This window comes from Ruegeria sp. BE3 (genome assembly GCF_056538865.1).
Map to the genome: position 1 here is coordinate 834,823 of NZ_JBQFTW010000001.1, position 18,684 is coordinate 853,506.

Annotated in this window: 17 protein-coding genes; 11 read left to right on the forward strand and 6 right to left on the reverse strand. The window is 59.8% G+C overall.

The features are described 5' to 3' along the window. Positions 1 to 436: 436 nt before the first annotated feature. The 4 genes from ACR0AZ_RS04170 to ACR0AZ_RS04185 all read right to left on the reverse strand — a co-directional run bounded on the left by ACR0AZ_RS04170 (position 437) and on the right by ACR0AZ_RS04185 (position 3,913). Positions 437 to 1,618 (reverse strand): ammonium transporter, encoded by a 1,182-nt coding sequence (locus tag ACR0AZ_RS04170; RefSeq protein WP_480469639.1) that lies wholly within the window; start codon positions 1,616 to 1,618, stop codon positions 437 to 439. Positions 1,619 to 1,815: 197 nt separating this feature from the next. Next, positions 1,816 to 2,292, reverse strand: coding sequence for a CinA family protein (locus ACR0AZ_RS04175; RefSeq protein ID WP_480469640.1), 477 nt, complete (start codon positions 2,290 to 2,292; stop codon positions 1,816 to 1,818). Next, positions 2,289 to 2,786 (reverse strand): phosphatidylglycerophosphatase A family protein, encoded by a 498-nt coding sequence (locus ACR0AZ_RS04180; protein WP_480469641.1) that lies wholly within the window; start codon positions 2,784 to 2,786, stop codon positions 2,289 to 2,291. The genes ACR0AZ_RS04175 and ACR0AZ_RS04180 overlap by 4 nt, the downstream gene beginning before the upstream one ends. Further along, on the reverse strand, positions 2,783 to 3,913 hold the full coding sequence (locus ACR0AZ_RS04185) for a bifunctional 2-C-methyl-D-erythritol 4-phosphate cytidylyltransferase/2-C-methyl-D-erythritol 2,4-cyclodiphosphate synthase (RefSeq protein ID WP_480666835.1): 1,131 nt from the start codon (positions 3,911 to 3,913) through the stop codon (positions 2,783 to 2,785). Before ACR0AZ_RS04185 ends, ACR0AZ_RS04180 begins: the two co-directional genes overlap by 4 nt. Before the next feature lie 179 nt (positions 3,914 to 4,092). Here ACR0AZ_RS04185 and dusB point away from each other — a divergent pair, with 179 nt between their 5' ends. The 7 genes from dusB to ACR0AZ_RS04220 all read left to right on the forward strand — a co-directional run bounded on the left by dusB (position 4,093) and on the right by ACR0AZ_RS04220 (position 13,143). Next, positions 4,093 to 5,076: a tRNA dihydrouridine synthase DusB gene (gene dusB / locus ACR0AZ_RS04190; protein ID WP_480666836.1), complete on the forward strand. Its 984-nt coding sequence runs from the start codon at positions 4,093 to 4,095 to the stop codon at positions 5,074 to 5,076. Beyond that, positions 5,073 to 6,152, forward strand: coding sequence for a two-component system sensor histidine kinase NtrB (locus tag ACR0AZ_RS04195; protein ID WP_480469644.1), 1,080 nt, complete (start codon positions 5,073 to 5,075; stop codon positions 6,150 to 6,152). The genes dusB and ACR0AZ_RS04195 overlap by 4 nt, the downstream gene beginning before the upstream one ends. Then, positions 6,152 to 7,519: a response regulator gene (locus ACR0AZ_RS04200; protein ID WP_480469645.1), complete on the forward strand. Its 1,368-nt coding sequence runs from the start codon at positions 6,152 to 6,154 to the stop codon at positions 7,517 to 7,519. Before ACR0AZ_RS04195 ends, ACR0AZ_RS04200 begins: the two co-directional genes overlap by 1 nt. Positions 7,520 to 7,681: 162 nt before the next feature. Further along, a complete protein-coding gene (locus tag ACR0AZ_RS04205; protein ID WP_480667137.1) occupies positions 7,682 to 9,907 on the forward strand; it encodes a sensor histidine kinase NtrY-like in 2,226 nt (741 codons plus the stop codon). After that, complete coding sequence (gene ntrX, locus ACR0AZ_RS04210) at positions 9,904 to 11,313, forward strand: nitrogen assimilation response regulator NtrX (protein WP_480469646.1); 1,410 nt, start codon at positions 9,904 to 9,906, stop codon at positions 11,311 to 11,313. Before ACR0AZ_RS04205 ends, ntrX begins: the two co-directional genes overlap by 4 nt. 23 nt (positions 11,314 to 11,336) lie before the next feature. Next, positions 11,337 to 11,927 (forward strand): helix-turn-helix transcriptional regulator, encoded by a 591-nt coding sequence (locus tag ACR0AZ_RS04215; RefSeq protein WP_480469647.1) that lies wholly within the window; start codon positions 11,337 to 11,339, stop codon positions 11,925 to 11,927. A 43-nt stretch (positions 11,928 to 11,970) separates the two neighbouring features. Then, entirely contained in the window at positions 11,971 to 13,143 is a 1,173-nt protein-coding gene (locus ACR0AZ_RS04220; protein ID WP_480469648.1) for an MFS transporter, read from the forward strand. Positions 13,144 to 13,153: 10 nt separating this feature from the next. On the opposite strand, the gene ACR0AZ_RS04225 is transcribed toward ACR0AZ_RS04220, so the two are convergent. Then, positions 13,154 to 13,633 carry a hypothetical protein gene (locus ACR0AZ_RS04225; RefSeq protein ID WP_480666837.1) on the reverse strand — a complete coding sequence of 160 codons (480 nt, stop codon included), beginning with the start codon at positions 13,631 to 13,633 and terminating at the stop codon, positions 13,154 to 13,156. A 96-nt stretch (positions 13,634 to 13,729) separates the two neighbouring features. Here ACR0AZ_RS04225 and trkA point away from each other — a divergent pair, with 96 nt between their 5' ends. From trkA to hflX, 4 genes are all read left to right on the forward strand, one after another. Next, entirely contained in the window at positions 13,730 to 15,106 is a 1,377-nt protein-coding gene (gene trkA, locus ACR0AZ_RS04230) for a Trk system potassium transporter TrkA (protein WP_480469650.1), read from the forward strand. Further along, entirely contained in the window at positions 15,106 to 16,647 is a 1,542-nt protein-coding gene (locus tag ACR0AZ_RS04235) for a TrkH family potassium uptake protein (protein ID WP_480469651.1), read from the forward strand. Before trkA ends, ACR0AZ_RS04235 begins: the two co-directional genes overlap by 1 nt. Positions 16,648 to 16,777: 130 nt before the next feature. Then, positions 16,778 to 17,017 carry an RNA chaperone Hfq gene (hfq, locus tag ACR0AZ_RS04240; protein ID WP_005982826.1) on the forward strand — a complete coding sequence of 80 codons (240 nt, stop codon included), beginning with the start codon at positions 16,778 to 16,780 and terminating at the stop codon, positions 17,015 to 17,017. After that, positions 17,017 to 18,288, forward strand: coding sequence for a GTPase HflX (hflX, locus tag ACR0AZ_RS04245; RefSeq protein WP_480666838.1), 1,272 nt, complete (start codon positions 17,017 to 17,019; stop codon positions 18,286 to 18,288). The genes hfq and hflX overlap by 1 nt, the downstream gene beginning before the upstream one ends. Here the strand turns inward: hflX and ACR0AZ_RS04250 are convergent. Beyond that, on the reverse strand, positions 18,285 to 18,680 hold the full coding sequence (locus tag ACR0AZ_RS04250; protein WP_480666839.1) for a nuclear transport factor 2 family protein: 396 nt from the start codon (positions 18,678 to 18,680) through the stop codon (positions 18,285 to 18,287). The genes hflX and ACR0AZ_RS04250 overlap by 4 nt on opposite strands. Positions 18,681 to 18,684 lie beyond the last annotated feature (4 nt).

Sequence of the window (18,684 nt, forward strand, 5' to 3'; positions counted from 1 at the left end):
AGAAACATCTGAGAAGTCGGTGGATGTTCGGACATCGATCACTCCGAGGGCCGCGTTGGTATATGGAAAACAGATACGGTGTACAGTATGAAACTTGCCGTTATCGGTATTGGGGTGCGGCTTGATATGACACCTGACATTGGATGGAGAATAGGCGTTCTCTGATCGTTTTTTCTTAGCTTGCTGCGCAGAGGCAAATACAACTACCTAGTTCTGGATGGGATATTCTTGCTCGCTCGAACTCGAGCTCCGTAACATGATCTGCGTGAAGAGTTTGATAAGCGGTTGTGTGTCTATCGCCAGTTTCAGCGCTGAACGCTGGTGGAGCCTTGGGAAGAGTTGATAGATGTTATGAACCACGACTGGCTGTAGAAAAGCGGACCTCGTCAAGAGGTCCGCTTTGGCCCTTTGCGGGCGCATAGCAGCCAAGGTGGGCTTAGCTGCTCATGTCGTAGGCGCGCTCTCCATGTACCGAGAGATCGAGCCCGTTTGTTTCGGTCTCGGCGTCTACGCGAAGCGGGGTGATGAGTGCAACCACCTTTACCAACACAATCGTGACAATTGCCGTAAAGACACCCACAATCACCAACCCACCCAGTTGTGCGGTCCATGTGCCCAAACCGAACAGGGCGATCATCAATGTGCCGAAGATGCCTCCGACACCGTGAACGGCGAAAACATCCAATGTGTCGTCGATGTTCAGCTTGTTGCGGATCAAATTGACCGCCTCCTGGCACAGGATACCTGCAACGGCACCGATGATCAGCGCCTGCACTGGCCCCACAAAGCCCGAGGCCGGAGTGATCGAGGCCAGACCGGCGATGGTGCCAGTCACAAGGCCGACCATAGAGGCTTTGCCAAAACGGATGCGTTCCCACAGCGCCCAGGTCAGCGATGCGGTTGCAGCCGACAGGTGGGTGACGGTCATGGCCATCGCGGCGCCTCCGTCAGCGGCCAGTTGCGAGCCACCGTTGAAGCCGAACCAGCCCACCCACAGCATTGCGGCACCCACCATCACATAGCCGGGGTTGTGCGGAGGCGTGGTGCGATTGCGGCGCGGGCCGAGTATGACGGCGATGATCAATGCCGCCAGACCGGCGGTTTCGTGGACGACGATGCCACCCGCGAAGTCACGTACGCCGATCTCACCCAGAATGCCTCCATCCGCCAGCATTCCACCGCCCCAAATCCAATGGACGACGGGTGCATAGCAGAGCAGCATCCAGAGGGCTGAGAATGTCAGGACGAAGCCAAAGCCCACACGCTCGACATAGGCGCCGACGATCAGGGCAGGGGTGATGATCGCGAAGGTCATCTGGAAGGCGAAGAACAGGACCTCGGGCAGGGTGCCTGCGAGGCTGTCGGCGTCCACGCCGTTTAGAAACGCTTTGCCCAGACCACCCCAAAGGCCGCTCTCACCCGGGCCGAAGGCAATGGAATACCCCGCGACCAGCCACAGAATGCTCATCAAACAGGCAATCGAAAAGCAATGCATGAAGACGCTGAGGACATTTCGGGCACGCACGAGCCCGCCGTAGAACAGGGCAAGGCCCGGCAATGTCATGAACAGGACCAGTGCTGTTGCCACAATGATCCACGCTGTATCGGCTCCGTTCATGGGCCGCTCTCCTTTCCCTGTGGGGGCGTCGATTGGGCAAACACACCCCAACCGATGCCTTGTGAGTGGTGTGCGGCGGGTTGAAGCCGACCTGAGTTGGGGAAAAAAGAGGCAGAGGTGCAAAAAGCCGCCTGTTTAGGCGGCTTTTTCTCAACTGGTGATGAAATTTGCGCCCATATGGCGCATGCGCATTAAAATTAGGCGAGTTGTGAAAGGCCGCGTAGCAGCATCTGCAACGCATGATCACGCGCGGCTTTGCGCACATTATCCCGCCCCAGCGCGCCGAATTCGATTGTTTCAGTCCGGGTGGGTTGGCCGTCCGTGGCGAGACCAAAGCAAACGCGGCCTTCTGGCTTATGCTCGGACCCGCCGGGACCGGCGATACCGGTGATCGAGACCGCCAGTTGAGCCTGCGAGTGGTGCAACGCGCCTTCGGCCATTTCGCGCGCGACCTCTTCCGAGACCGCGCCGTGCGCCTCAAGCGTATCGGCACGTACGCCCAGCATCTCTTGCTTGGCGGTATTGGTGTAGGTGACGAAACCACGCTCGACCACAGCAGAGCTGCCGGGGACGTCGGTCAGCGCAGCGGCGACCATGCCGCCAGTGCAGCTTTCGGCTGTTGCGATCATCACGCCTTGCGCTTTGGCGCGGTCCAGCAGGTCGGTCACGGTCATAGACCCAAGACCCCGTGTGAAATTCCAGCGAGGATGATGACGCCGATTGCGGCAAAGACCCCGGCAATCACATCGTCCAGCATCACGCCCATCGGATCTCCGCGCCGATCGGCCCAGCCAACGGGGCCGGGTTTGGTGATGTCGAACAAGCGGAACAGCAGGAAACCGGCGATCCAGCCGGGCCAGAGCGCGGTGATTTCGATCCCATGCGCCCAGGACGGGTAGGAAATGGCCCAGATTGCAATGAACTGGCCAGCAACCTCGTCGATGACGATTTCGGACGGGTCGTGGTCCTCTTGCCCGGCAGTCATGACACGCGTAGCCCAGAGGCCGCCGAAGAAGGCAGCAAAGGTCCCGATAACCAGCAGAGGAAAGCCGCCGAGCGTATGTAGCACCCAAGCCAGAGGCAGCGCGGCCAGCGATCCCCAGGTGCCGGGGGCAGGGCGCAGATAGCCGACGCCGCAGACGGTTCCGATCAGACGCGCCGCAGTCATGACTTCACCAGACAGGCAGTGGCGAGCGAGGCGATGCCTTCGCCGCGTCCGGTAAAGCCCAATCTCTCCGAAGTTGTCGCCTTGACCGAGACCTGATCCGCCTGCAAGCCCATGATCCGCGCCATCTCGGTACGCATGGCCTCAGCATGCGGCCCGATCTTGGGGTGTTCACAGACCAGCGTGCAGTCGACATTCGAAATCGCATACCCCATCTGCCCGGCCAGTTCGACGGCGTGACGCAGGAATATCTCGCTGGCCGCGCCTTTCCATTGCGGGTCTGAGGGTGGAAAGTGTTGCCCGATATCGCCCTGCGCCAGCGCGCCATAGATGGCGTCGGTCACCGCGTGCATGCCGACATCCGCATCCGAATGCCCCTGCAACCCGCGATCATGCGGCACTTTCACACCGCAGAGGATCACGTGATCTCCGTCGCCAAAGCGGTGCACGTCATAGCCGTTGCCCAGCCTTACATCCATATCCTTACCCATTATGCGTTCAGCCCGAGCAAAATCCTCGGGCCGGGTGATTTTCAGATTGTCCGCGTCGCCGGGAATGATCGCGACATCAATACCGGCAGCACGCGCGACCTCGACGTCATCTGCCGCGCCTCCGGGATGAGTCGCGTGCGCTGCGGTGATCGCGTTGTAAAGAAACCCTTGCGGAGTCTGCGCAGCGAAGAGGCCGGAACGATCCTGCGTACCTGTAACCACCGATCCATCCCCGGTCCAGAGCGCATCGGTGACGGCCAGACCGGGCGCCGCCGCGGGATGTGTATCGAGCGCAGCGAGAACTTCTCCAATCACCCGAGCGCTGACGCAAGGGCGGGCCACGTCGTGAATCAGAACCTTTTCAATGCCATACGATTCCAACGCTTGCAGGCCGTTGCGGACCGATCCGGTCCGGTCTGTACCGCCCTGAGCGAGAATCAAACCGGTCGTGCTGAATTCTTCCCAAGCCGCTGTGTCCTCTTCGGCGAGCACCAAAACAATGTGATCAACCAGGCCCATAAAGCGATCTATGGTCCAATCGACCACGCGCCGCCCACCCAAGGCGCGCCACTGCTTGGGCACGTCGCCTCCGGCGCGCTGGCCGCGTCCGGCGGCGACGATGATGGCGGCTGTGGTCATCTGCGGGTTCTCCTGATTGAGGCATTGTTTAGGGGGCGGTGAATGCAGAGGCAATCACCCGCGTCAGTTTGCCTAAAAAATAAGCAAGTGATGATTTTGCGAGCTTGAATGCCGCCGTTTTGTTGTTCATATGCTGCGATTTCGATATCAAATGCGCAACTGCTCAAGGATTAGGCACATTGACCCTGCGTCTTGCTGAAAAGGATCTGACCCCTCCGGTGCTGCTGGCGCCGATGGCCGGAATCACCGACCGCCCGTTCCGCGATCTCGTGATGCGCTTCGGTGCAGGTATGGTGGTCAGCGAAATGGTTGCCAGCCAGGAGATGGTGCAGGCCAAGCCGGGTGTCCGCGAACGGGCCGAGCTGTCGGCGGATGTGGAAAATACCGCCGTGCAATTGGCCGGGCGCGAGGCGCATTGGATGGCCGAGGCCGCCCGGCAGGTCGCCGATCGGGGCGCGCGGGTGATCGATATCAACATGGGATGCCCTGCCAAGAAGGTCACCAATGGCTATTCCGGTTCGGCCTTGCTGAAGACACCGGATCATGCCCTGACGCTGATCGAGGCGGTGGTGGAGGCAGTGGACGTACCGGTGACACTGAAAACGCGTCTGGGCTGGGATGACAGCTTGCTGAACGCCCCGGATGTAGCGCGGCGGGCGCAGGGTGCGGGTATCCGGATGGTCACGATCCACGGGCGCACGCGATGCCAGTTCTACAAGGGCCGGGCCGATTGGCAGGCGATCCGGGCAGTGAAAGACGCGGTTTCGATCCCCGTCATCGCAAACGGGGATATCGTTGATACCGTGGCCGCACAGACCGCACTGGAACAATCCGGGGCTGACGGCGTGATGGTGGGACGCGGCGCGCAGGGCAAACCTTGGCTGCTGGCGCAGATATGTCACGATCTTTATGGCGCTGAGGCTCCGATCATTCCGACGGGTTCGGACCTGATCGACATGGTGCGCGCGCATTATCAGGCGATGCTGGCGTTCTATGGCACCGATCTGGGCCTGCGCGTCGCGCGCAAGCATTTGGGCTGGTACATGGATGAAGCCGGAACGCCTGCCATGCTGCGGCGTGCTATCCTGACCTCACGCGATACGGATGAGGTGCTGCGGCTGTTGGGGGAAGCACTGAACGGCCCAGCGGAGGAAGCGGCATGACCTCGGATCAGAGCATCTGGACCTCGCTGCCGGTTCCGGCCTTCATCATTGATGCCGAGGATCGGATATCCGACGTCAATTCCTCGGGCGAGGGGTTTCTGAACGCCTCGCGCAAGGCGGTGATCGGACACCCCGTATGGGATCAACTGGCAGTCGATGCGCCGTTGGAAGAGGCGTTCTTGCGGGCTCGTCAGCAGGGGACCCCCTTGTTCGTCAACGATGTGGATGTGGGCTCGGGTAATCGCGCACCGCTGCAATGTGCGCTGCAGATCGCGCCGCTTATGGGACATCCTGGTTCGATGATCATGATCATCTCGCCACGAGAGCTGGCGGGGCGGATGACACGGGGCAATACGGTGAAATCGGCGGCGCAATCGGCCATCGGCATGGCCGAAATGCTGGCGCATGAGATCAAGAACCCCTTGGCAGGCATCACCGGCGCGGCGCAGCTGCTCAGCATGAATATCTCTCAGCAAGACCTTGAACTAACTGACCTTATCGTCGAAGAAAGCCGCCGCATCGTGAAGCTGCTGGAGCAGGTGGAGCAGTTCGGAAACCTGTCGCAGCCCGATTTCAAACCGGTTAATATCCACGACGTTCTGGACCGCGCGCGGCGGTCGGCGCTGCTGGGCTTCGGCGCGCATATGACGATTGTCGAGGATTATGACCCCTCGCTGCCATTGGCCTACGGAGATCCGGATCAGTTCCTGCAAGTGGTGCTGAATTTGCTCAGGAACGCCTCGGAAGCCGCTGATGGTAATGGCACAATTCGGTTGCGCACATATTTCGAACACTCGTTCCGTCTTCGGCGCAGTGACGGGTCGGGACACTCGCTGCCCTTGCAGATTGAGATCATCGACGACGGGCCGGGGCTGCCGGAAAACATCCGGAGCGATATCTTCGATCCCTTCGTGTCGGGCAAGGAGAATGGCACCGGGCTGGGGCTGGCTCTGGTCAGCAAGATCGTTTCCGATCACGACGGATGGATTTCGGCTGAGTCCGTGCCCGGGCGCACGGTTTTCCGCCTGTCCCTGCGGCGCGCACCGCCGGGCGCATATGAAAAGGAGAGCATCTGATGGATGGCACAGTTCTGGTTGCCGATGACGACCGCACGATCCGCACGGTTCTGACGCAGGCCCTGACGCGGGCAGGGTGCAAGGTGCATGCGACCTCTTCGCTGACAACGCTGATGCGGTGGGTTGCCGAGGGGAAAGGCGATGTTGTAATCTCGGACGTGGTGATGCCAGACGGGAACGGGTTGGAGATGCTGCCAAAGATCGCGCAGGACCGCCCCGGTTTGCCGGTCATCGTGATCTCGGCCCAGAACACCATCATGACGGCCATTCAGGCGGCTGAGGCGGATGCTTATGACTATCTGCCCAAGCCCTTCGATCTGCCCGATCTGATGAAGCGCACCGCTCGGGCATTGGATCAGAAGCAACGCGCGCAAACCGAGCCGGTGGAAGTCAGCGAGGATCGCCCTGATGAACTGCCATTGGTGGGCCGAACCCCGGTGATGCAGGCGTTGTACCGTCTGGTTGCACGCGTGATGAACACCGATCTGTCGGTGATGATCTCAGGCGAAAGTGGGACGGGTAAGTCCCTGATTTCGCGCGCTATTCATGATTTCTCGGACCGTCGAACGCTGCCTTTTGTGACCGCAACGGCCGCTGATCTGAGCGATCTCGAAGGCCCGGCGCGGGTCATGGCGCGGGTGCGCGGCGGAACGCTGTTGATTGATGAAATTGCTGATATCGATGATGAAATTCAGGCGCGGATCGTGCGTATGATGGACACTCCGGGCGATCATGTGCCGCGTTTCATGGCCACCAGCCAATCGGACCTGACCGACGCGATGGAGAGCGGTCGCGTGCGGCAGGATCTCTATTACCGCCTCTGCGGTGCTACGATCCATGTTCCGGCCCTGCGGGAACGCGTCGATGATATCACTTTGCTGACCGACCATTTTTTGACGCGGGAAGAGCGGGAAAGCGGGGCGCAGCGCCGCCTCAGTCCCGAAGCTGTTGAGCTTGTGCGTCGGTATTCGTGGCCTGGAAATGTGCGTCAGCTGGAAAATGCGATCCGTCGTCTGAGCCTGACCAGCCGTGCCGATGAAATCTCACGCACAGAGGTCGAGATGGTGCTGGGCAGCCAGCCCGAGGCCGAACCGGTTCTGGGCGATGGCGAACGTGAAAAACTGTCTTCTTCGGTTGGCCGTCACCTGCGGCGCTATTTCGATCTGCATGGAAATATCCTGCCGCCACCGGGCCTCTATCAGCGCATTTTGCGCGAGGTCGAGGCGCCTTTGATCGAAATCGCGCTGGATGCGACCGGGGGCAATCAGGCAAAATGTGCTGATCTTCTGGGGATTAACCGGAATACGCTGCGTAAAAAGATCTCCGACCTCGATATTCAGGTGACACGCCGTCGCAAACTGATGTAATATCGCCACACAAACCGTGGCATTCGGGTTCGCACCCGGGAACGACCACGACATATGGCGGTAAGCCGCGAATGCGGCACATCAGTAAGAGGGCAGACGGTGGCAACCCGGGCACAGAACGGGCCGATCCTATCGATCAACCGGTGGCGCAAGTCCCGGAGGATGCGCAATTTCAGCACCTTGGGGCTCGTGATGCTGGGCCCGGTGCTGGCGCTTGCGACGTATCTGGTCATTGGACCCTTCGATCTTGGCGCTGCGGCCCCGACGCTGCGGCTGATTCTTCTTGCCGATCTGGTCTATGTGCTGGTCGTGGCCGCGCTTGTTCTGGGACAGTTGTTCAGTCTGATCGCAGCACGGCGGGCCAAGTCAGCCGGCTCTCGGCTTCACCTGCGCCTGATCGGCGCGTTCACGCTGCTTGCCCTTGTGCCCACGGTAACTGTGGCAATCTTCGCCGGTCTGACCGTCAATATCGGCCTCGAAGGCTGGTTCTCGGACCGCGTGCGGCAGGTTGTTGGTTCATCGCTGAGTGCGGCGGAGGCATACGAGCAGGAGCATCGTCAGGGCCTGACGCAGGACGCGATGGCGCTGGCGCGCTTTCTGGATAACGCGCGGACGTTGGATTACTACATCTCGGATGCGGAATTGCGAGAAGTTCTGGCCCAGGGGCAGTCGCAGATTCAGCGCGGGCTGCGCGAGGCTTATGTGATCGATGGCAGCAGCGAGATCCGGTCGCGTGGCGATCGCTCTTATCTTTTTGATTATGAGGCCCCCACGCCTGAAGAGATGATCGAGTCGAACGATCAGGGCGTAGCGATCATAGCCGATTGGGATAACAGCGAATTTAGGGCTCTGGTGCCGTTGCAAGCTTATCTGGATCGCTATCTCTATGTCAGTCGCGAGGTTGATGGCGACCTGTTGACCCTGTTGGATGAAACCAAGGAAACGGCACAGTTCTACAGTCAGCTGGAAAGTGAACGGGGCAGGGTGCTGTTTGAGTTTGGCCTTCTGTATCTCGGTTTTGCGGTGATCCTCATTCTGGCTGCGATGTCTCTGGGCATGTGGTTTGCCGAACGTCTGTCGCGCCCGGTTGGGCGCCTGACAACTGCAGCGCAACGTGTCGGTGCCGGGGATTTGAGCGTTCAGGTCTATGAAGAGGCCAGCGATGACGAGATCGCCATGCTGGGCCGCTATTTCAACCAGATGACCCGCCAGTTGAAAGGGCAGCGCGATACCCTGTTGGAGAACACACGCCACATCGAACGTCGCCGCCGGCTGTTCGACTCGGTTCTGAGTTCGGTGACCTCGGGCGTGGTGGGCGTTGATCCCGATGGATGCGTGACCTTCGTGAACCGCTCGGGCGAGCGCCTGCTGGACTGGACCAGCGGTGAACAGCATCTGGCCATCGGCATTGCCGTGCCTGAATTCCTGCCGCTGTTCGAAGAGCTGAAATCCAGCGGTCAAGAGGCGGTGCAGGGAGAGGTCAAGGTGACCCGTAAGGGTCAGTTGGAAAACCTGCTGGTGCGCATGGCCACGCGGCGGGGCGAGGATGGCGGGTTGGAAGGCTATGTGGTGGCCTTTGATGACGTGACCGATCTGGTCAGCGCGCAGCGTATGGCGGCGTGGGGCGACGTGGCGCGTCGTATTGCGCATGAGATCAAGAACCCTTTGACTCCGATCCAGCTGAGCGCGGAGCGGATCAAACGCAAGTTCTCGCGCAAGCTGGATGAAGAAGATTGCGACAGCCTTGAGTCGATGACTGACGTGATCGTGCGACAGACCAATGATCTGCGGCGGATCGTGGACGAGTTCTCAAAATTCGCGCGGATGCCCGAGCCGGAGCGGCATGAGGAAAACATCGTCACACTGGTGCGCGAGGCGGTGCTGCTGCAACAGGCCGGACAGCCGGATGTGCAGATTGATGCAGACCTGCCTGAACAGCCTGTTCTGGCGGATGTTGACGCAACGATGTTGAGCCAAGCCCTGACTAACCTGATCAAGAATGCGGGCGAGGCCATTGAAACGTTGAAGAAAAAAGGCGCGCCCGACAATCTGAAACCGCAGATCAAGGTGGCTGTGTCCAGCGACGATGCGGGAATGCAGATCACCATTGCCGATAATGGTATCGGGCTGCCCGAGGATCGTGCGCGGTTGTTTGAACCTTATGTGACAACTCGTGATGAGGGCACTGGCCTCGGCTTGCCTATCGTGAAGAAAATCATCGAAGAACATGGCGGAGCGCTGACATTAGAAGACGCGCCCACCTTTGACGGACAGGACCATTTCGGCGCGATGGCTGTCATTCGTCTCCCTGGGGCCTCAGGCGGCCCGTCAATCGCGTCGGACAAACAGGCGATTAAAACAAACAAACTGAAAGCAGGCCAAAGATGAGCGACATTCTGATCGTAGATGACGAACGCGATATTCGCGAATTGGTGTCCGATATTCTAGAGGACGAAGGCTATTCCACCCGACTGGCGGCGAACTCGGATGAGTGTATGTCGTCGATCAATGCCGAGCCTCCGGGGCTGTTGATCCTGGATATCTGGCTAAAGGACAGCCGCATGGATGGGATCGATATCCTGAAAGCGGTGAAACGCGACAATCCGGATGTACCGGTGGTGATCATTTCGGGCCACGGTAACATTGAGATCGCCGTGGCGGCCATCAAGCAGGGTGCTTACGATTTTATCGAGAAGCCCTTCAACATTGACCAGTTGATGGTGGTGATCCGTCGCGCGATGGAAACCTCGCGCCTGCGCCGCGAGAATGCCTCGCTGAAGCGGAAAGAGGTGAGCTGCTCCGACATGATCGGCAAGTCGGCTTCGTTCCGGGCGATGCAGGGTCAATTGGACAAGGTGACCAAATCGAACGGGCGCGTGATGTTGAGCGGCCCGGCCGGGTCAGGCAAAGAAATCGCTGCGCGCTACATCCACGCTCATTCGAACCGTGCCAACGCGCCTTTCGTCACCGTCAATTGTGCGGGGATTGAGCCTGAGCGGGTTGAAGAGGTTCTGTTCGGTCGCGAATCCTCGGAACGGGGGATCGAATCCGGTCTTCTGGAAGAGGCGCATGGCGGGGTGATCTATTTCGATGAGGTGGCCGATATGCCCCTGGGCACCCAGTCCAAAATCCTGCGAGTGCTGGTGGATCAGCAGTTCCAGCGTGTGGGCGGCAGTGACAAGGTGCGCGTCGATCTGCGGGTCATTTCATCGACCAACCGCGATCTGGAAGATGAAATCGCAGCTGAACGGTTCCGCGAAGAGCTTTATCATCGCCTGAATGTGGTGCCGATTGCTGTCCCGTCGCTGGAAGAACGGCGCGAGGATATTCCGGTTCTGGCCCAGCATTTCATCGAAATGTGCAACGAAACTCAGGGTTTGCCTGCCCGCGAATTGTCGGACGAGGCGGTCGCCCTGCTGCAAACGATGACTTGGCCGGGCAATGTACGTCAGCTTAAAAACCTGATCGAGCGTGTGCTGATCCTTGGCGATGGCACCGGGCCGATCGAGGCGCGCGAGCTGCCGAGTGAGGAAGAGAAATCCGATGAATCCGGTCGCGTTGTCCTGTCTGGGGCATTGGCGACCCTGCCGCTGCGCGAAGCACGCGAGGCGTTCGAGCGGGAATATCTGCTGACCCAGATCAACCGTTTCGGGGGCAATATCAGCCGCACCGCCAGTTTTGTCGGCATGGAGCGCAGCGCCTTGCATCGCAAGCTGAAATCGCTGGGGGTTGTGACGTCGAACAAATCAGGCGCGCGTGTCGCTCAGATTGATGAGCCTGAACCGGCAGAGTGATTTCTGCGACCAAGGCGAAGCAATTGATCAGCAGGTATGCAAAAGCCGATGGTACAGGGCCCATCGGCTATCCTGCATTTGGTCGCAGGCTTAGACGGCTTCGCCGGTCGGTTGGCCTCAAGCAATCCGCTTTGGCTGATATGCTGGAAGTGGATCAGGCCACGATTTCGAGGTGGGAGAGCGGGGCTCACACCCCTTCGGCAGAGATACAGCAGGGCGTTTTCTCAGTTCTGGCCCCAGTGCGCGTTCAGGATTCAGCGCTGAAACGGCTGGTGGCCCAATCGACTGACTGCGTTCATTTGGTTGAGGAGGCCAGCCATACCTGTCTGGCCTATTCGGCCAGCCGGGCCCGAGATTGGAAAACCTCGCAGAATGCTCTGCTGGGCGTCTCGCTCTGGCAGTTTGCGACGGACGAGATCCGGCAGGCTGAAGCAGAGCTGCAAAGCGAAGGTTGGTGGGACATGCACACGCCCGCACCCAAGGCCTTTCTGACCTCAGAGGCCGTGCATGACCGTATCAGGATCAGTGCAGGCCAGATCGTTTGGGAGCGGCTGTATCTGGCCGATGGCACCCCGGTTCGTCTGGTCAGCGGATCGCGGGGGCAAGTCGCATAATTTATGCGTTCCCGCGCGCAGCCGGGCGGGTTAGACCCGGAACATGACATTTCCTTACCTGAGATTTGCGCAGGTCATGCTGATCTGGTTTGCAGGGCTTGGTGCTGCCACGCAATTCGCCAAGATCGCTGTACCTTTCGCCGAAATCAGCCTGCTGTATCCCGAGCAATCCGCGGTGATCGGCTGGTCACTGTCGATCATCAGCCTGATGGGTGCGGTGTTCGGGGCGACCTCGGGCGCGATCACTGCCCGGGTTGGGCCGATGCGTCTGCTCTTGTCCGGGCTGGTTCTGGGCGGTGCTTTGTCTTTGCTGCAGGCGAGTCTGCCGGGATTCCAAATGATGCTGGCAAGTCGCGTCGTCGAAGGGGCGTCGCATCTGGCAATCGTTGTCGCGGCCCCCACGCTGATTGCCCAGATCACCACCGGCAAGGCGCGCAATCTGGCGATGGTGTTGTGGAGCACCTTCTTTGGTGTCGCCTTCGCGCTGAATGCGTGGTTCGGCCTGCCGATTGTAGACCGTTTCGGACTGCCCACCTATTTCGCCCTGCACGGAGCCCTGATGCTGTTGATCGCCGCAATGATCGCGCTGAGCCGGATCAAGATCGAGATGGGATCGATTGAGGAAAGAAGCCGTGGATTGGCTGCGTTTCTTGAGGCTCATGTCAGAACCTACCGCTCACCCTTTATTTCGGCGCCCGCGATCGGGTGGTTCTTCTATACGCTGACCTTTGTTTCGCTGCTTGCGATTCTGCCGGGACAGTTGCCTGAGGGGCAGGGCGCGTCGGTTGCGGCATTGATGCCTTTGGCTGGGATTGCGCTGTCCTGGCTGTTGGTGCCGCTGCTTCTGAATGTCTTTTCCTGTGTCACCGTTGTTAATCTAGGCTTTGGTCTGGGCATAGTGAGCATCGGGGCCTTGTTTATCGGGGCACCGCTGGCGGTTGTCGGTATTGCCTTGTTTGCCGTGTTGGGGCTGGTTCAGGGCGGCAGTTTTGCTGCGGTACCTCAGCTCAATGACACGGCCGAGGCGCAGGCGCTTAGCTATGGTGGAATGGCGCAGATGGGAAATGCCGGAAACCTGCTGGGCACTCCGGTTCTGCTGGCGATCCTTGTGGGTATTGATGAAACGGCGATGTTCGGGGCTGTTGTCGGGTTCTATGCCATAGCAATGATGCTGCACATCTTTCTTGGACTGCGCCGCGCTATGGTCAGCGACTAGCGGCTGAGGACTATCCCGTTTGCCCCGGCGTGATGATCTGGAACGAGCCATCGTCAAACTTCACGAAACAGGACTCGGTGCTCAAGGGCGGAAATGTGGTCGTCCGAGTGGGCACAACCCGCGATTTCACCCCTTGTTTGCAGGGTGACAGGCTGACCGGGCGATACCCTTTTGAGGCCATACACTGCGCCTCGACCTTGTTTCGCAGGCCCTGATTCACATCGACCGTGTAAATCCGTCCCGGCTCCCACCAGCCCGGATTTCGATAGCATCTGCCATTGCGGTCGCAATAGGTGCGACCGGGCCAATAGACCGGCGGGCTCTGCCGGACCTGATTGGCGACGGGGGCGTCTTTCAGTGCCTGCACCTGACAGGCGGTGGTCTCGGTCTGCATGCGCGCGACGCTCTCGCCCTCGCGGTAATAAAGCGACAGTGGTCCGCAAGCAGAAAGGGTCAGCAGGCAAATCAGGCCGGGCAGCAATGTTTTCATGCGCTTATCTTGCCGCAGCTTATGCGGTATGACAATTCAATTGACCGCTTTGGGGGCATCTGTCATTCAAAGATTTCAGGCAGAGGGGCCAATTGTATGAAGGTCATCATATGCGGTGCCGGTCAGGTGGGCTGGCAGATTGCGCGTCATCTTTCGGGCGAGCTGAACGATGTGACGGTGGTCGATAACAACCCCGATCTGGTGCGCCGCGCGACCGAGACGCTGGACGTGCAGGGCATTGCAGGGTTCGCCAGCTATCCGGATGTGCTGGAACGGGCAGGGGCGCGTGACGCCGATATGATCATCGCCGCAACCCATTCGGACGAGGTGAATATGGTCACCTGTCAGATGGCGCATTCGGTGTTTGCGATCCAGCGCAAGATCGCGCGGCTGCGCTCGAAATCCTATCTGGAGGCAATCCATTCCGATCTCTACCGCCGCGATCATCTGCCCATTGATGTTGTGATCAGCCCCGAACGCGAGGTCGCGGCAGCGGCCATGCGGCGCCTCTCGGCCCCATCGGCTTTTGACACCGAACTGTTCATGGATGGTAAGGCGCAGCTGTTGGGCATTCGGGTCGATGAGGACTGCCCGATTGTGAATACGCCTCTGCGTCAGCTGACCGACCTGTTCTCGACCCTGAGTTCCATCGTTGTGGGCGTCCGGCGCGAAGGGTCGCTGTTTGCCCCCGAACCGGATGATCAGCTGTTTGTTGGCGACGAATGCTATGTCTTCACCAGCGTCAAGGATGTCGACCGCACGATGGAGGTGTTTGGCAAAGCGCAACGCCAGCAGGATCGGGTCGTGATCGTTGGGGGCGGCAATGTCGGGCTGGAAGTGGCCCGGACGCTGGAAGAACGCGAAAGCCGTGTGCGTGCAAAGATTATCGAACGTGATCGCAGATGCGCTGAAATCGCCGCTGAAGCATTGGAACGGACGATCGTTCTGAACGGCGACGGTCTGGATTCGGCACTGCTGAGCGAGGCGGGGATCGAACGCGCGGATGCGATGCTTGCGGTTACGGATGATGATCGTACCAACATGCTGGCCGCCGTGCGTGCCAAGGGCGAGGGCTGCGCTCTGGCCATTGCATTGATCAATGACCCCAGCATGGTGGCGCTGATGGGCCCGTTGGGCATCGACGCCTATATCAACCCGCGCGCCACGACCGTCAGCTCGATCTTGCGCCATATCCGCCACGGGCGCGTTCGTCAGGTCTATTCTATCGGCGATGCCGAGGCCGAAGTAATCGAGGCCGAGGTGCTCTCAACCTCACCGATGGCCGGGCAAAAACTGCGTGACATCGATTTCCCCGAAGGCGTTCTGGTCGGAGCGGTACGTAAGGGCGACGAAGTGGTGCGCCCGACCGGCAGCCTTCGCATTGATGAAAAAGACGTGGTCGCCATCTTTGCGATGGCCAAGGACGTACCCGAGGTGGAACGCCTGATGCAGGTCTCGATCGATTTCTTCTGATGTTGCAAGCGCGCGGACAGCATCGGGTCGGAGTGCTGCGGCGGCTGCCGTTGCTTCTGATGATCTGGGGCGTTTCGGCGCTTGCGATGTGGATACCAGCGATCTACGCGCTGACACTGGATGATCACCATACCTCGCGATCATTCTTTTATTCCGGGCTTCTGGGCCTGTTTGTGGTGTCGATCATTGCCGTGGCGATGTCGAACAGAACACCGCGACGCGGGACGCTGGGCCAGTTGGCCGTTCTGCTGGCCTCGTTCACGATCCTGCCGGTTTTTCTGGCTATCCCATTCCATGAGGCGCTTGGCACGACGAGCTTTCTGAACGCCTATTTCGATATGGTCAGTGCGCTCACCACCACCGGGGCTGATCTGTTTCCTGATCCCGGGCGCCTGTCTGCACCACTGCATCTGTGGCGCGCTCTGGTGGGTTGGCTGGGTGGTCTGCTGATGTGGATTGCAGCGGCGGCGATCCTTGCCCCGCTGTCGCTGGGAGGGTTCGAGGTCACTGCGCGCGGACAGCCGGGCCGCCCGGTGACGGGCGTGGCGCAAAGCGAAAAGATGGACCCGCGTGGGCATCTGATCCGCGTGACGCGTACGCTGACCCCGGTCTATGCCGGGCTAACCGCTGTAATCTGGATTCTGTTGCTGATCGCGGGGGAGCAAGGTCTGACAGCCGTTTGCCATGCGATGTCGGTGATGGCGACGTCGGGCATCTCGCCTGTCGGAGGGTTGGAGGGGTCGACAGCTGGCTTCACAGGGGAGGCGATCCTGTTTCTCTTTCTGTTCTTCGCCCTGTCACGGCTGACATTCTCAACCGACACGGCCACCTCGGGCTATACCCGGTTGGACAAAGACCCCGAGCTTCGCATCGGCGTTTCAATCGTGCTTGCCGTGGCCGTGCTGCTGTTCCTGCGGTTTTTGTCGGGCGTGGCGGAACTGAGCATTGATGTCACTCCGCTGCAGGCGCTGCAGGTGATCTGGGGCATGATCTTTACTGCGATGTCGTTCCTGACCACGGCAGGGTTTGAGAGTGCAAACTGGAATGATGCGCAGCAACTCTCGGGCCTGGGCACGCCGGGGCTGATCCTGATGGGGCTGGCACTGATCGGGGGCGGGGTTGCAACCACCGCAGGCGGGGTGAAGCTGTTGCGTGTCTTTGCGCTCTACCTCAATGGCAAGCGTGAGATTGACCGGCTGATCTATCCCTCATCGGTAAGTGGCGAGGGCGGGGGAAACCGCCGCATCCAAAGCGACGGTGCCTTCATCGCGTGGATCTTCCTGATGATGTTCGCTCTGACGCTGGCGATGTTTGACCTTTTGCTGGCCGCGATGGGGGTCGGGTTTGAACAGGCAATGGTGCTGAGCGTGGCCGCACTCAGCACGACGGGGCCGTTGATCGAGCTGGCAACGGACGTTCCGATCCGCCTGATCGACCTGTCCGGCGGGGCCAAGCTGACGCTTTGCGCGGCGATGGTGATCGGCCGACTTGAGACGCTGGCCATCGTTGCGCTGATCACGCCCACCCTGTGGCGCGATTGACCTATCGTCAACGGTTGGCGTTACTGCCTGATTTTTCATCTGGAATATCTGTGCGCGGCACTCCATACTCCCCCAGAGGGAGCGCGTTGGTCCGCAGCGCGTAGCAAGAACAATGGCGAGATAATAAAATATGGCTTCGGACAGACAGAATCTGCAGGACGCGTTCCTGAACAATGTACGGAAAGCAAAGGTCCCGGTCACAATATTCCTGATCAACGGCGTGAAATTGCAGGGTGTGATCACCTGGTTCGACAATTTCTGCGTGCTTCTACGCCGCGACGGACAGTCGCAGTTGGTCTATAAGCACGCGATTTCGACCATCATGCCGTCACAGCCGATCAACCTGTATGAGGGCGAAGACGCCTCTTGATGGAACATGAGAGGGCGCGCACCCGCGCTTGGGTGCTGCATCCCGAAATCAAATCAGATGAACAGCGCCGCGTCCCCGAACCGGCGCTGGAAGAAGCGGTGGCATTGGCTGCCGCTTTGCCCGATCTGGATGTGGTCGGGTCTGAGATCGTGCGCCTGCCGCGCGCGCAAGCCGGATTGTTGTTCGGCAGCGGCAAGATCGAAGAACTGGCAGAACGCCTGCACGACAATGAGATCGAGCTGGTTCTGATCGATGGGCCGGTGACGCCGGTTCAGCAGCGCAATTTGGAGAAGGCGTGGAAGGTTAAAATCCTCGACCGAACTGGCTTGATTCTGGAAATCTTCAGCGACCGTGCGCGTACCCGAGAAGGTGTGCTGCAGGTCGAGATGGCCGCTCTCAGCTATCAGCGTACGCGGCTGGTGCGGGCCTGGACCCACCTGGAACGCCAGCGTGGTGGCCTTGGGTTTGTCGGCGGACCCGGCGAAACCCAGATTGAGGCTGACCGGCGCGCCATCGACGAACAACTGGTCCGCCTGCGCCGCCAGTTGCAGAAAGTGGTGAAGACACGCACCTTGCACAGGGCCGCGCGAGCCAAGGTTCCGTACCCGATAGTCGCTCTGGTCGGATACACCAACGCCGGGAAGTCCACGTTATTCAACCGTCTGACCGGGGCCGAAGTGATGGCCAAGGACATGCTGTTCGCCACGCTCGACCCGACCATGCGGCGGGTTGAGCTGCCGGACGGCCCCGAAGTGATCCTGTCCGACACGGTGGGTTTTATCTCAAACCTGCCAACTGAGTTGGTCGCCGCCTTCCGCGCCACGTTAGAAGAGGTGCTGGGCGCAGATCTGGTCGTGCATGTCCGCGATATCAGCCACGAAGAGACGGATGCACAGGCGCAGGATGTTGAGACGATCCTGACCTCTCTGGGGGTCGAGGATGATCGGCCCCGGCTTGAGGTCTGGAATAAGATCGACTTGCTGAGCCCCGACGAACGCGAAGCCGCGACGGCACGGGCTGAGCGCGATCCGGCAATCTTTGCGATATCGGCCGTGACGGGCGAGGGCGTTGATCCTCTGCTCTCTGAAATTGCAACGATTCTGCAGGGCGCGCGGCATGAGGTGACGCTGTCATTGGGCTTTGCCGAGGGCCAAAAGCGTGCATGGCTGTTCCGTCAGGATGTCGTGCGATCAGAGGAACAGACCGAAGAAGGTTTTGAGATCACCGTGCTCTGGACCGACAAACAAGCGGCGCGTTTCGCAGCGCTTTAGGTTCCGTCAATCTGGCTTTGACGCTCGTCCGCATCAAACCATTCCGATGAGCTTTGGATCTTATTGTCCGGCGTTAGTTCCCATTGCTCCCAACCGCGCGTGACAACACGGTTTCCGGTGGCTTTGTGATGCCCTTCGAGCGTTCTGACGAACAGAGCATGCGGTCCGGCCCATCGCATCATGTCGCAACGCACTTCGAGATCGGGAAACTCTGCGTACAATGCGCGCGCCATCTCAGCGATTGCTGCATGGCCCTGCAGAGTTTCGCCGTGATTGATGGTGATCCGGCCTTCAGGGGCGAAGAAACGAGCGACGGATTCAGGATCGCCCGAACTCCAGGCGATGGCATAATCACGTGCGAGATTGTTCAAGGTATCGCGAAGGCTGCCCATGCAT